The 13,179-nt window shown below is 55.4% G+C and carries 14 protein-coding genes; 6 read left to right on the top strand and 8 right to left on the bottom strand.

Annotated features, from left to right (window positions below; all coding sequences use genetic code 11):
- Nucleotides 1-282: 282 nt before the first annotated feature.
- The 4 genes from Q5866_RS13385 to Q5866_RS13370 all read right to left on the bottom strand — a co-directional run bounded on the left by Q5866_RS13385 (nucleotide 283) and on the right by Q5866_RS13370 (nucleotide 2,601).
- Nucleotides 283-660 carry a 3TM-type holin gene (locus Q5866_RS13385; RefSeq protein ID WP_366482613.1) on the bottom strand — a complete coding sequence of 126 codons (378 nt, stop codon included), beginning with the start codon at nucleotides 658-660 and terminating at the stop codon, nucleotides 283-285.
- 133 nt (nucleotides 661-793) lie between these two features.
- Complete coding sequence (locus Q5866_RS13380) at nucleotides 794-1,066, bottom strand: helix-turn-helix domain-containing protein (protein ID WP_176555007.1); 273 nt, start codon at nucleotides 1,064-1,066, stop codon at nucleotides 794-796.
- A gap of 167 nt (nucleotides 1,067-1,233) precedes the next feature.
- Nucleotides 1,234-1,698 (bottom strand): hypothetical protein, encoded by a 465-nt coding sequence (locus Q5866_RS13375; RefSeq protein WP_303180743.1) that lies wholly within the window; start codon nucleotides 1,696-1,698, stop codon nucleotides 1,234-1,236.
- A gap of 258 nt (nucleotides 1,699-1,956) precedes the next feature.
- On the bottom strand, nucleotides 1,957-2,601 hold the full coding sequence (locus tag Q5866_RS13370) for a DUF6266 family protein (RefSeq protein WP_303180741.1): 645 nt from the start codon (nucleotides 2,599-2,601) through the stop codon (nucleotides 1,957-1,959).
- 15 nt (nucleotides 2,602-2,616) lie between these two features.
- Between Q5866_RS13370 and Q5866_RS13365 the strand changes: the two genes are divergently transcribed.
- Nucleotides 2,617-2,757: a hypothetical protein gene (locus tag Q5866_RS13365; RefSeq protein WP_186975982.1), complete on the top strand. Its 141-nt coding sequence runs from the start codon at nucleotides 2,617-2,619 to the stop codon at nucleotides 2,755-2,757.
- A 269-nt stretch (nucleotides 2,758-3,026) separates the two neighbouring features.
- On the opposite strand, the gene Q5866_RS13360 is transcribed toward Q5866_RS13365, so the two are convergent.
- Entirely contained in the window at nucleotides 3,027-5,294 is a 2,268-nt protein-coding gene (locus Q5866_RS13360; RefSeq protein ID WP_303180740.1) for a hypothetical protein, read from the bottom strand.
- A gap of 115 nt (nucleotides 5,295-5,409) precedes the next feature.
- On the bottom strand, nucleotides 5,410-6,006 hold the full coding sequence (locus Q5866_RS13355) for a hypothetical protein (protein ID WP_303180738.1): 597 nt from the start codon (nucleotides 6,004-6,006) through the stop codon (nucleotides 5,410-5,412).
- Between the two features lie 135 nt (nucleotides 6,007-6,141).
- Here Q5866_RS13355 and Q5866_RS13350 point away from each other — a divergent pair, with 135 nt between their 5' ends.
- The 3 genes from Q5866_RS13350 to Q5866_RS13340 all read left to right on the top strand — a co-directional run bounded on the left by Q5866_RS13350 (nucleotide 6,142) and on the right by Q5866_RS13340 (nucleotide 7,714).
- Nucleotides 6,142-6,327 (top strand): hypothetical protein, encoded by a 186-nt coding sequence (locus Q5866_RS13350; protein ID WP_303180736.1) that lies wholly within the window; start codon nucleotides 6,142-6,144, stop codon nucleotides 6,325-6,327.
- Between the two features lie 9 nt (nucleotides 6,328-6,336).
- A complete protein-coding gene (locus Q5866_RS13345) occupies nucleotides 6,337-7,173 on the top strand; it encodes a hypothetical protein (RefSeq protein ID WP_303180735.1) in 837 nt (278 codons plus the stop codon).
- A gap of 277 nt (nucleotides 7,174-7,450) precedes the next feature.
- Nucleotides 7,451-7,714 carry a hypothetical protein gene (locus Q5866_RS13340; RefSeq protein WP_303180734.1) on the top strand — a complete coding sequence of 88 codons (264 nt, stop codon included), beginning with the start codon at nucleotides 7,451-7,453 and terminating at the stop codon, nucleotides 7,712-7,714.
- 393 nt (nucleotides 7,715-8,107) lie between these two features.
- Here Q5866_RS13340 and Q5866_RS13335 read toward each other — a convergent pair whose 3' ends face one another.
- Complete coding sequence (locus Q5866_RS13335; RefSeq protein WP_303180733.1) at nucleotides 8,108-9,187, bottom strand: BACON domain-containing carbohydrate-binding protein; 1,080 nt, start codon at nucleotides 9,185-9,187, stop codon at nucleotides 8,108-8,110.
- A 406-nt stretch (nucleotides 9,188-9,593) separates the two neighbouring features.
- On the opposite strand from Q5866_RS13335, the gene Q5866_RS13330 reads away from it, so the two are divergent.
- On the top strand, nucleotides 9,594-9,734 hold the full coding sequence (locus Q5866_RS13330) for a hypothetical protein (RefSeq protein WP_303180731.1): 141 nt from the start codon (nucleotides 9,594-9,596) through the stop codon (nucleotides 9,732-9,734).
- A gap of 125 nt (nucleotides 9,735-9,859) precedes the next feature.
- Nucleotides 9,860-10,126, top strand: coding sequence for a hypothetical protein (locus tag Q5866_RS13325; RefSeq protein WP_303180729.1), 267 nt, complete (start codon nucleotides 9,860-9,862; stop codon nucleotides 10,124-10,126).
- A gap of 423 nt (nucleotides 10,127-10,549) precedes the next feature.
- Here the strand turns inward: Q5866_RS13325 and Q5866_RS13320 are convergent, their stop codons facing one another.
- Complete coding sequence (locus Q5866_RS13320) at nucleotides 10,550-13,129, bottom strand: hypothetical protein (RefSeq protein ID WP_303180727.1); 2,580 nt, start codon at nucleotides 13,127-13,129, stop codon at nucleotides 10,550-10,552.
- Nucleotides 13,130-13,179: the final 50 nt, after the last annotated feature.

The following is a 13,179-nucleotide window of genomic DNA, read 5'->3' as shown; positions in this document are numbered from 1 at the left end:
GAGGTGGGCGGATGCTCCCACGTCGGGGCGGCAAAGATAAAGTGCTGATGATAGGGCGTTTCTGCCTGCCGTGTAGTGTAAGACGATGGTGTCTGGGTCTTTCAGCAATCTGGTGTTTTTCGAGCAAGTCAAGTGAACTGCATGGCAGTCTACAAGACGATGGTTTAGAATGTCCACGGTAGAAATTTAGAATTTAAAATGAATTATTCTGTGATTGTCGATTCAATGATTTTGTGATTGCAAGGGAACGTTGTTGGTGTAACCTCAATCGTAAATCATAAATTAAAACCGGCGTCGTTTCCGGGTGATGGTTTGTAAAATTTTTTCTCCGCCGCGTCCGATGACATAACCGCCAAGACCGATTTCGAGCAAGTCCCAGAAACGGGAGGTGTCAGCGAGGATAGGCAGGCTGACGAATGTGCCCGTGAGGATGATGGTCGCGAATGTCAGCATCACCAAGGGGCGCCACGAGCGTTGCAGCCAATTGCCCCGGGCTTCTTCCCGGAGTACCGAACTTTGTTCTTCTGCCAGTTTTTCGACGTGTGTCCGGAGTTTTTCAGTCAGTTCCGCTTCCAGTTGTCTTTTTTCTCTCGCGGGGAGAGTCAGGCGGTCTACTGTTTCGCCAATCGCGTTGATAAGTGTTGTTAAAGGTTTCATCATATCTTTGTTTTTTTGTCGGGACAAAGATATAGCCATGATTTTCCTTTCCCGTTACGGGCGATATGTGGATGTTGGGGGATATGGACAGTGTAGATTATCATACTAAAGGCATCGAATTCGATGCCCTTAAAATTTATTCCACTAACAGTCTTTCGATATCTTTCAACCGGTAGTAGGATTTTTTGCCTACTTTCCGGGTGGGGATGTTGTATTTTTTGACGTGTTTGTAGAGGGTGTTGGGTTGGATGTTCAGTATTTTGCACACTTCCGTCGAGTCCACCCATTCGGAGTGTAGCCGGGCGGGGATTTTCTCGATGGTGAGGATGAGTTTGGCGATTTTGGCAGTCAGGAGCGATACTGCTTTGACGAGAGCGACGATGGCTTCGATTAAATTGATGTTTTTCATGATATTTATTTTTTTGTTATTATAAAAATAGTCCGTTGCCACCAGTGAAGGTTCACGGGCGGTACGTGGATTTTGGTATTTTTCGGAAGGGGATGTGTGGGGTGAAGGACAAAAAAGTCCGCCATTCCCGGGGGAGGGCGGACATGAAAGGGGTGGAACATCGGGTGTTATTGTCGGTTGCAATCTTTTTGTTCGATATGGTCGAGGTATATTCGTTTTATTTTGTCCAGAAAGGTGGTTGGGTTCGGTCGACTTTTGACGTGACTCATGAGGGTGTCGTAGTCTTTGTTCGGGGGGAGGTTCCACGCGCGGCAGAAGTAGTGGATGAAGTCTTTCTTTCGCCATTCTTCACGCGTGCATCCGGCGATGCCCGTGTCGAAGAGGAATGATAGCATCTCGGCAGCTTCCGATTCGGTGACGTTTAGGCATAGCGGCGAGGGAGGGACGGGAGGCAGCCCGTTCGTCCACCCGTGTAAACGGAGGTAGGCATCCTGTACCACCCGCAGGTAGTCGTCCGCGCGGAAGCGGGTGGGAGTGTCCAGTTGTTCCGGGGGCAGGGGAACACCGTCTTTCGTCACGCGCAGGAAACGGTGGGTGTAATGCCCGTCGCGGAAGGTGATGGTGCCTTTCATGTCGAGCAGGTGTTGCTGTACCATGGAGAGTATCATCTTGTTGTTGGCGGCGGCGAGCACGGTTTGGCAGATGGCGCGGGTTACGATGGCTTCTTTCTTCAGCAATAGCTTGTAGAGTTCTCCCGGCGATGTGGTGCCGTTGAAACGGAGTTCCGCGGGGGTGTTTCCCGATAGTTCGATGTCGGCGGTTGCGAGAGTGGTGATATAGTCGGTGATGTATTCTTCTTCGTTCATGGGTGTTCGTATTTTGTTTTGATATTAATCGTTCAATTTGATGTAGGTGTCCGGGGTGTAAGCGTCGCCCTTGCGTGAAATGAAATAACAGTAGAGATGCGTCGCGATGCCGGGAGTGTTTTCCGTGGTGAAGGTGGCTCGCTCGTCGTCGCGGCACACGGGTAGCGGATTGACGAACCGGATGGTGAACGACCGGTTCTCGTTCAGGTATGCCACCGCGAGGCGGTCGGTGTTCCGCGGCGATTGTTTTCCGGCGTGGTTTTCCCACGTGAGGGTGACCGTGCCGTCGGTGTTGCGGGTGGCAATCATGTTGTCGGCAGTCTTGAGTCCGCTCGCCGGGCAGAGCGTGAGGCGTGAGAAGTCGCTGATTGTGCCGTCGGGCAGGAATACGCCCATGTTGGTTTTCAAGTAGAGCGAGTAGCCGGATGACGCGGCGGCTTTGTCGGCGGCGGTTCGCCATGCGTCCCGTAGCGGGGTTTCCCGCAGGCGTTGGTAGAAGCGCACGCAGGCGGTGAGCCGGTTCCGGTTGGCTTGTTGCTCCGGCGTGTTGGCGTCGCGGTATTCGGTAGGTGCCGTGCGGATGCGGTACTGTTGTTTCACTTTGTAGATGATAAAATTTCCGATTTTTCCCCGTAGGGTTTCCAGTAAACTCGATTCGAATGTTGCCATAGTTCGTGATTTTAAATGAATATTAATCCGTCAGTTAGCGTGGAAATAGGCGGGAGAAAGACCGGAACGCGAGGGGCAACCCCGCTGTATCCCCGGTGTCCGTCCGTGTTCCCCGCGTTGGCGGGTGGTCGTGTCACGTTTGCAACAAGGCGGTGAATCGAAGTTAATCGCTTATCACCCCTTTTTCTCTCCTTTATTTCCCCGGCTTCTGTCCGGTGGTTTTGTCGGGATAAAGGTACGCCGTGTCCCGCGGGGCGCCGTTGCGGGTGATACGTGGATATTGTTTACCTTCGGTAAGTTGCAGGTTGCATTTGCCTTCGGCAAGTTACAGGTTACAAGTTGGAGAGGAAACTGTCCCCACCTCGGGGTAAATACCCGGAATTTCGGGACAGTTTCGTTTTTCGCTTGTAATTTGTCGCGGGTGGTTAATCCACCGTTGTCACGTCGCTTGCCTTTTGGATAAGGCGATAGGTCTTCTCTACCGGGACTCCGTTGGCGTACGTGGTGACGGTGAAGTTCATCTCGCGCGGTCCGGTGCTTGCTGACGGGTCAAAGGTGAGGTAATCCGGGAATGGCACTTTGTACTCGTGCACGAAATCTACTGAGTTCGGCGTGTACAGGTCGCCGACCGGTTTGAGCCAATTGTTGTCGTTTTGACCGAATCGAACGAGGATAGGTTTTACGGATGAGTTTCTGCTGTCGATAGATTCTCCGCGAATGTAGAAGATGTTGTCGATGTTTTCGACACCAGCCGTTCTCAAGTCTTCGATGTCACCGGCAATGACGATGGTGCTTTGGGCTTCGTCGAATTTCACGCGTTTTTCAACCACGAGTTTGTCGTTCAGTACGATTTCATGCGTGGCGGCGAGGGTGGTCTTGTCTGCGGCGCCGCTCTGGATGACGGTGATTTCTTGGGTTTCGAGAATGTTTGACATATCGTCCCACCTTCTTAAGGTCACGATTGTCTGGCGTTCGGATTGTCCCATGTTATCGGTGGCTTTAATCATGTCGAGGTTGCCCATTTTCCTCTCCTTGGTGAGCCACGTGCATTCTTCCGGGATTATGATGTCGGCTTGAATGGCGAATGCAGCGCCGTTAATGCCGAACGGTGGCAGGTGGAGTACTCCGGTTGCTGCAATACTCATGTCCCATATGCTTCCCAGCATGAGGTCTCCCGTGAGCTGCGTGATGTCGAGGTAATCCTGGTGGATGGTGTACTCGTTGATTACTTGCTTTTTGTCGGTATCGTTCCACGTGATTAGTGATAGCGTTGCCGTGCGGGGACGGGCGAGGTTCTGGTGTCTGGTTGTGGACGCGAGTTTTATGATGTACTCGGCGGCGGCTCCGGGAGAAGTTGATTTTTTCTCCACTTCCAGCCAATCGCAGTCGTCCGGGAGGACTATGCCGATGGGTTTGTCATCGCTCGTTGCTCCCGTGATGGTGGCGATGTCCGGTTTCGAGGTGTAAGCGTCGGCGTAGTACTTGATGTAGATGGTTTTGTTGTTCGTGCCGCCGAGGGTGGACGAGTCGGACACAGCCGCGAGCGTAGCGCCGGAGTTGAGTTGTGCCATGATGTCGTCGGTATCGACGGTTTCGCCGTATGCCCAGTCGGCGATGGTGATGTATGCGGTGAGGTTACCCTCGGTGTTGATGATGTTCACCACGTAGCGGGTGTTGGGTTGCATCCCTTTGGTGGTGGCGGTCATCGGGTCGCCGGCGAATTTGGCGGTGAGGGTGAGTTCGGTCGTACCGAGTTTTCCCTTGATAGCCACGGAGGGGTATTCCCCGTCGGCGTCGTTGGCGTTCATCGGCAGGGCGTAGAGGGCGGCGTTGATGACCTCGGCGTTGTACACGGCTTTCTCTTCGAAGACAACGATTTGGTCGGTCCCGGCGGCGGCGATGTCACCGAACAGGGTGGCGTTCTTCGCTCCCGTGAGGGTGACGCCGGTGACGGTGAAGCCCGTGGCTACCGGGTTATTGATGTCGATACGTGCCACGCGGCGGGTGAGTTCGACGCTGATGCCCTCGGCGAGCTTGGCGGCGTCATACTCGTTGTTGGTTTTGAGCGTTCCGTCCGTGTCGTATGCCGACCACTGTGCCGTGGATTGCATCACGAGCGGGGTGGCGAGGTTCGCGGCGGATGCGGCGAGGTCTGCCTCGAGGACGTTCCATGCCTTCACGGCGCTGAACGCGGTGGCGCCGCTACGGTCGCTGCCGACGGTGATGTCCGTGTTTGTAACCACGGTGCGGGTTTCGCCGTCATTTGCCACGAGGATAAAGGCTCGTTTGCGGTCGGCATTTTTCACCACGCCGAACGATGCCTTGTAGCCGTCGCCGTCGGGAGTGAGCACGATGTCGTTCGTGTTGCCCTGTGCCACGTAACGGTACACGCGTTCGAGGGTGTAGTTGTCGACTCCGGTTGCCGCTGCCGACGTGCTTTGGTTGTCAAGGTCGACGAAGCAGTAGATGTCGAGCTTGTCAATTTTCACCTCGCCGGGGAGGGTGACGTTGTCGCCCGCCGCACGGGCGATACTTTTGCCGTTTACCCCGGCGATGTTCATCTGCACGGCGGTTTCGCCGTCTTTCAAGACGAGGTCTTGATTGCCTTCTTGTGACGCGATTTCGTCACTACATGCTGTCGCACTCAACGCGAGCGCTACTACAGCCAATCGAAAAAATTGTTTGATATTCATAGTTATTTGTTTTAAATAGCCTTCGGCAAGTTGCAGGTTACAGGTTTGCAGGTTGCAAGTTGTTCCTCTGCTTGCTGCCGGGAGGCGTTGTTAATTTTCAATTTTCAATTTTCAATTATTCTGTTATTTTGGTTTGTGTTTGTTTCATGTAATATGTCTTCGTTTTACCTCCCTGCATGTGGACGGTGAACGAGCCGATGCGGTCGGGGATTTTTTGGTCGATGGCGGGTGGGAGGTATGCTTGGGGAAACACGATGATTTGGTCATCACTCGTGTACGTTACGCGTACCCAGTCGTCGTTCGAGGTGACGAAGGCGGGGATGCCGTTCGTCCCGACGACGGAGAGGCAGGTATTGTTATCCTCGATGTCTAGGTTGTCGAGGTATGAGTTTAAAGCATGTTCCAGTCTTTGTTTTAGTGCCTCATTATTGGGATTCGCGAGATATTGGAGATATATGTTATAATATCCTGTATAGTAGTTCCCGTGATTCATGTAGATGGTGTCGCCCTCGAGGCGTAGTTCTTTCTCGGGGAGCAGGCGTAGTTGCAACGTGTGCCCGGTGGCGAGGAGGGCGTCGTTGGGCATGGCGTCCTGTATGACCGTCCAGCGATTGGTGACGACGGGGCTTGCCGGGTCGCTGTTCTCGCGAGTGCGGACACGGAGGTATGCCGTGCGTTCTTCCCCGTTGTTGTCAGAATTGGTGGTGTACATGAGGTAAGGGATGTTTAAGCCGTTATTATTGATGTCCAGCCACGGGTAGTCCTCCTCCGGGTAGGTTTGGGGAAATGCTAATGATATGTTGTTGTCCGGTAGAAATTCAAGGTTAATGTAAGGCAGGGGCGGCAGATGGATTATGCGGTTCGCGTTGTCCACGCTCGCGAGGGCGCCAAACGGTTGTATATTGATGATAAATGCTGCGGCGGCGTGAGTCGGGTTGTAGTATTCTTGGTAGACGGTGTATTCCGTGTATTTGTTGTAGCCGCCGGCATCCCGTGTGACGATGGTGATGACTGTCTTGCGGGGACGTTTTAGGTAGTTTGCTTGGGGTCTGCCTATAGCCCGCGATGCGGAGGGCGTATCGTCAGGGGCGTACAGACCGAGCAGGCAGGTGTAGGTGTTGTCGGCATCGGTTTTCTTGTCGGCGACGTATATCCACGTGCAGTCGTCGGGGATGATGATGCCGACGGGGTTCGCGTCACCCGCGGCGCCCCGGATTTCGAGGAATCCGCCGCCGGAGGTGAACAAATCCGTGGTGGCGTAGGTGATGCGGTTGCCGTCGATGGTGGTAGAGTCCCCGTGGGGTATCTGCCCCGCGTAGAGGGTGGAGGTCGTGGCGAGGTGATGCTCGCTGTTGAGCGTGCCGGCGATGTCGGGGGTGTCGATGGTGCCGCCGTCGTTCCACGGGGCGACGGTGATGTCGAGGCGCAGGTTGCTGCCGTCGTTGCGCACGGCAATAGTGTAGCGGGTATTGGGGAGTATTTTAGTCGTGATGCCGAGAGTGACGGGGTTGCCCGCGTAGGTGCCGGAGAGGGTAATCTCGGCGTTGTCACTATCGCCGGATACCGGGTAGAGATATATGGCGGCGGGTATTGCGGCGGCGTTAGAAAGTGTTATTTCCGGGTAGTCTTGTTGCATATAACCGCTGAAATCATCGATGAACAGGGGCACGCACAGGTTGCCTGCGGCTTTTATGCCCGTGACGGTGAACCCGGTGGTGACGGGGTTGCTGATGTCGATGCGTGCCACGCGGCGTATCATGCGGGCGGAGATGCCTTTGGCAAGGTCTTCTTGCGTGAAGACGGGGTCGTCGATGTATTCACCCGCCCCGGTGATGACGGTGCGGGTAACCCGTGCGCTCATGAGGAGCGGGCAGGCTAGGTTCGTGTTGCCGGGGAGAGTTGCCGAGGTTTCGTTGAGGGCGGCGGCGTAGGTGGTTGCCGAAGTGCGGTCGGCACCGCTGACGGGGACGGCGGTGTAGGTGACACTACCCGCGGCGATTTGGTTGGCTTTGAGCAGGAAGGTGCGCCGGCGGGTGTCGTCCTTGGGGACGCCGATGGCGGCACGATAGCCGTCGGATTCGGCGACGAGGGTGATGTCGTTGGCGTCGCCGCCGCTGGCGTAGGTGTACTTGCGTTCGAGGGTGTAGTCATCGAGCGTGGCGGCGTCGGTGCCGCTCGCGGTGAGGTTGACGAAGCAGAGGACGGTGAGTTGTTTGATCACATTCTCGCCAGCCGACGCGATGTTGTCGATATCGGCACGGGAGATGTCCGTGGCGGCGTTTGCCGCTGTGCTGCCCCCGGAGGAAAGTCCCGGCAGGGCGATTTCCACGAGCCGTTCGTTGGCGGCAAGGTGCGGCGTGTCGGGCTGGTCAACGGTTTCGTCAGAGCAGGCTATTAGCACGAGCGCTAATAGCAATTGAAAATTGAAAATTGAAAGTTGAAAATGAGGGGTTCGCCAAAGGGTTCGCCGAGGGGTTCGCCTGCGGCGAGTTGCAGGTTGCAGGTTGCATTTGCCTTCGGCAAGTTGCAGGTTGCGGGGGGCGGCGGGTATGGTAGGGTGTTGTTTCATGGTTTGCTTATTTATTTAGTTTGATGGTTTTAGATTGAATGACTTTTTGAAGCGGAAGGCTATTCCAGCTCTCCCTCTGTTTATAGAGGGAGTACGGCGAAGCCGGGAGGGAGTTTTTGTATATCGTGATAAGAACTCCTCCGGCACTCCGTGCCACCTCCTCTATAAACAGAGGAGGAGCTGAAATAGTCTTTGGCTTCGGGAATTTTCTCATTTTCAATTTTCAACTTTCAATTTTCAATTGTTATATCGTTCCCCCGCCGGCGCCTTGCGTGACGCGGATGGTTTTGCGGGCGATATTGCCGCCGGCATCCCGGTAGAGGATGTTGATGTTGGCGGAGCGTTCCGCCCCTCCTGTATTGGTGTCCATGCGGATGCGGCGGACGTATTTTCCGTCGTGTGCCGGGTAGTATTGCATCGTTTCATATAGGGGCACTTCCAGCCAGAGCCAGTCTTGTCCCGGGGTGACGGTGGCGATGAAGCCTTTCTCGTCCGTACTGACAAGCAACAGGGCGTCGGTGTACGAGGGATTGGTTGTGCCGGAGTTGTAGTTGTCTGGGAGCGTGACGGCATCGTCGGTCACGGTAATGCCGCTGAGCGTGGTGCTGTTCACGGTCACTCCGGTCGTGAGGAGGGCGGGATCGAAGTTCCCGGCGGATTGGGTAATCGTGTAGTCTTCGGTGATGATTCCGGAGGTGGCATCGTCCCATACCCGTATGGTCAGCGTGACACTGCGGGGGGAGGAATTTTGGAAGTTATCGTCGGCGTTGAGGTTTACCCTGAGATTTTCTCGTTGGGGGTGGAGCCAAGATTGGTCTTTCAGTATTCCGGCTACCGGGTTTCCGGTATAGTAAAGGTATCCTTTCTGGAAGGGCGGGAGGGTAATCGTCCGGGTGTTTTGGTCGAAGGTGCATCCCGCGGGTACCGCGAAGGTTCCCCGGGCGAGTTGCGTGCTTAGCGTGAATACATTGGGGAATATCCAATCCTGTACTACCCGGTACTCGTGATGTATGTTTTTCCCGTCGGCGTTGGTGACAAGGGTAAGGGTGGTTTCCCGGGGCGGGGTATAGGGCGGGGTGGCTTTATCGTATTTTTTGCTCGTGCTGTATGCTTCGCTTTCGCGTTCAGGATTTTCGGCAACCGCGGTGACCGTGACAGCGTAGCTTCCCCCGTTGGTGTTCTCGCTCGCTTTGTCTGTGACAAGCCATTTCACGTCGTCGGGAATGATGATGCCCACGGGACGCGTGTTGCCCGCTGCACCGCTGATGTTGATGCCCGGGAATGGGTTCGCGTATGAGGTGGCATCATACAATATGGTAATCACGTTGTCTTTTTTACTGATATAGCTGTCGTATCCCTTTCGCGGAATGGAGATGTTGGCTTCCGGGTTGAGCCTGCCGTAGAGGTCGTCGCTGTCGATGTTGCTGTTGGAGTCCGTCCAGTCGGCAAGGGTGATGTTGGCGGAGACGTTGGTACCGGAGTTGATGATGTTGATGACGTAGCGGGTGTTGGCATTTATCCATTCTGTTGTCGCGGTCAGTTCGATGTCTACGCCGTGAAAGGTGCCGTTAATGAAAATGAAGAGCGGATTGCTGCTGCTGTAGTAGCCGTAGGGAAGATACAGTGCCGCCGGGATGAAAGTGGCGTTGGCTAGAGGGTGCTTGTAGAGATACGTCCTGTCCCCCTCCGATATAGAGCCCCCGAACAGGAAGCAGTTCTTGTAGTCGACGTTGGCGGCGTGGATGCCGGTGATGGTAAATCCTGTTGCGGCGGGGTTGCTGATATCGAAGCGTGCCACTCGCCGGGAGAGGGTAACGGTCAGTCCTTTGGCAAGGTCGTTGGCGGAGAATATATCGTGCTCCTTGAAGTAGCCGCCCGTGAGTTCTTCTTTCCAGAAGGCTATGCCGCTGGCGGGAAGGGGTGGGCGTATGGCGTCTGCCTGGTCGGTGGTGGGGAGGATAAGTTTGTCGGTATTTGTTAACAGATTAGAGTGTGTGTGACTCATCTCGTTGCATCTGTCCACGGTGGCGTTTGTCCGGTCGGCGAAGCTGGGGGTACCCGTTTGGTATATCGGGACGGCAACTGCCGAGGCGGGGGCATCGCCGGCGTTCGCCTTGATGTAGAAGCGGCGATAGTACGAGTCCTTTTGCACGGGAATGGCGACGGAGTAGCCGTTGCCGTCGGCGGAGAGGAGCATATCGTTGTTGTCGCTGCCCGCCTTGTAGCGGTACACCCGCTCGAGGGTGAAATCGAATGTATATAATCGACCGTTTTCCGCTGCCGCGGGGTCGTAGGTGCCGCCCTCGGGGTTGATGCCGACGAAGCTGTATATGGTGAGTTCCTCGATGGCGTTCTCGGCAGGGGTAGCCGGTGCGTCGTCGCCTGCGCGTCCGACGGGTACGGCGGTGTTGCCCATGCCGTCGAGACGAATGGACACGAGCTGCTCGCCTTCGCGGAGGTCAATGCCGTTGTCGTCGATGATTTTCTCGGAGGTGCAGGCTATTAGCGCGAGCGCTAATAGCAATTGAAAATTGAAAATTGAAAGTTGAAAATGAAACCGCTTGGTTGTTCCTCGCGTTGTGCCTCTCCCCCTGTGTAAGGGGGAGTTGGAGGGGGTAGTTCCCGTTTCTATATTTTTAGGTCTTTTCATCTCTATGTTTTTAAATCTTTTCATTCTAAATTTCTTTTACATTTCTTCTCCGACATCCGTATCTCTTTCGGGTTCGGGGTGCTGTATGACGCGGTAGGTGGTGGTTACCTGTTTGCCGTCGACGAGGGTGATGATGTCGAAGTATGCTTGGCGGTCAGCCCCCGTGGTGTTCAGCTGGAGTAGGAATTGCCGGAAGAAGCCGGGAGGTGTTTTTTCGTTTTGGGAAATCATTCCGTCCGAAGGGACGTGCCGGGACGGGTAGAATGAAGTCTCGAGTGTAATCCAGTCCACGTCCGGCAGGTTGATGATTACCGGTTTGCCTCCCGGTGTAAGGATGGAGAATGGCGAGAGGTTGTCCGATAATGTTGAGATTCTTGTTGCCGAGGGGCGTATGCCGCCGCCACTGCTCATGTTCGAGTTTACCGGGGGCACGTGGATGGTGTTGTCCTTGATGTACAACTCGTCGGTTTTGTGCCCGCTTTCGAGGCGGATGGTGGCGGATGATGCTATTCGTGCCTCGTCTTCGGCGGTGACGGGGTGCTGTATGACGGTGTAGCGGCGTTCTTCTATGATGGTGTCGGTAGGAGAGTCCGTGTCGTCGTTGACGACGAGAGCCCGGCGGGTGACAAGTTGTGCTTGTCGTTCTTTGCCGGTGAGGTTGTCGCCGACGGCGTAGACGTAAAGCGGGGTGATACCATCCATTAATTCGATATCGGAGGATGAAACGTAGAGCCAGTCTTCGGTGGAGTATGCCGATAATGTTTTCCTGTTACCCTCGGTGGAGGATACACGGATATATTTTCCTGTCGGGATTACGGCGTTGGCGTCGTTGGCGGACGCAAACGCCGGCAGGTAGACGGCGGTGCTGAGCGTCATGTCCGGCTCGGTGATGTCCGTGGTTGTGCCGTTATCGAGTACCTCCACCGTGGGAAAATCGGATACCGGGGTGTCGTTATTACTTAAAATATCGAGCACGAGAGTCCATTCGTCGTATTTGTACGAACCGTCGGCGGAGCGGGTGATAAAGGTGAGGGCGCAGCTTTCAGGGCGTAGTTTTTGCGTACTGACGATGCCTGTCCCTGCTCTCCCGGATATGCCGCTACCGCTCGCGGGGGTGTTCCCGGGCGTTAAACTCACGCTTTGGAGGATGGGAGGCACTCCTCCTCCGCTATCGTCGCTTTGGACTTCACCAAGGGTGGTTTGCCATGCCCCGGACGGGGTGGTGGTGCTTGCCCCGATTTCAATCTTGTCTGCAAATTCGGGTGGGATGACGATGCCCACGGGGGCGGAGTTGCCGTCGGCTCCCGTGATGGTAAGGAAGGACGATGCGTCCGTACCCGAATATACCCGAATAACGCGGGCGGATTGTTCGATGTCGGCGGCTTTGTTATTACGGTTGATGATGGCTCTGTTCACGAGACCGCCACTAACGGCGGGCGCGAGCGTGTACGCCGTGTTGTACTCGCCGGGGAGCGGGGCGTCGATGTCGCTGCCCTCGTTCCACGGCGCCACCTCGATGGTGGCACTGACGTTGTTCCCGTCGTTGCGCACGCGGAGGAGGTAGCGGGTGTTGGGCTTGAGCGTTGCCTCGACGGTGATGGTTTGTAACGTGCCGTTGAGAGTGCCGGTGATGGTGATTTTGTTTTTCTCCTCGCCGGAATAAGGGTAGAGGTAGAGAGCACCCGCGATGTATTCGGCGTTGCTGATATCGGAAGACGTTCCTATTTGCATACCTCGTTTCTCTAACGTGTAGGGAGGAAAAAACATGATGTTGCTTTTGTAACTTCCGTTGATTTGGGTAATCGTGAATCCCGTGGTGGCGGGGTTGCTGATGTCAAGACGCGCGACGAGGCGGTAGAGGGTGATGGGAAGCCCCTCGGCGAGGTACTCGGCGGAGAAGGGTTCGTCCACCTCTGTATAGCTTCCGTCGTTCATGGCAAGGCGTTTGGGGACGGTGCCGGTGGCGGGGAGGTAGGTATCGATACCTGAGTTTGCACCTGTCCATGCCGCTATGTCCGCGTACGGGGTGGCGCTTGTCCGGTCGCTGCCGACGGGGATTGCCGTGTATGTCCTTGCCGTATTGTTGTCGTTTGCCACGGCGAGGAAACGGCGGAGGCGGTCGTCCTTGGGAATGCCGATGGCGGCACGGTAGCCGTCGGCATCGGGAACGAGCGTGAAGTCGTTGCCATTACCGCCGGGGGCGTACTTGTACACGCGTTCGAGGGTATAGTCCGCCTTGGCGGTGGCATCGTTGCCGCCCTGCGCGAGGTTGACGAAGCAGTAGATGTCGAGCGTGTTGACAACGGCTTCGGTTTCAATTATTTTATTGTCCGCCCGGGAGAGAATACCCGCCTCGCTTTTGGCTGTCGCCGCTTTACCCATGCCGCCGAGAGTGAGGGTGACCGCCTGCTCGCCGGGGTTCAGGCGGACGGGCAGGGTGGGATCGGTCGTGTCGAACGGCTTTTCGTCGGTGCAAGCTGCGGCTATTAGCACGAGAAGCAATTGAAAATTGAAAATTGAAAGTTGAAAATGAGGGGTTCGCCAAAGGGTTCGCCTGTGGCGAGTTGCAGGTTGCAGGTTGCCGGGAGGCGCGGGTATGGTAGGGTGTGCTTTCATGGTTGTTTATTTATTTTAGTTTCTATATTTTTGATTCCTTTTATTCTTTT

The organism is uncultured Butyricimonas sp. (genome assembly GCF_959596855.1).
Classification (GTDB): domain Bacteria; phylum Bacteroidota; class Bacteroidia; order Bacteroidales; family Marinifilaceae; genus Butyricimonas; species Butyricimonas muris.
The sequence above is the reverse complement of the archived record's forward strand: the minus strand, read 5'-3'. Positions and strand labels throughout refer to the sequence as shown.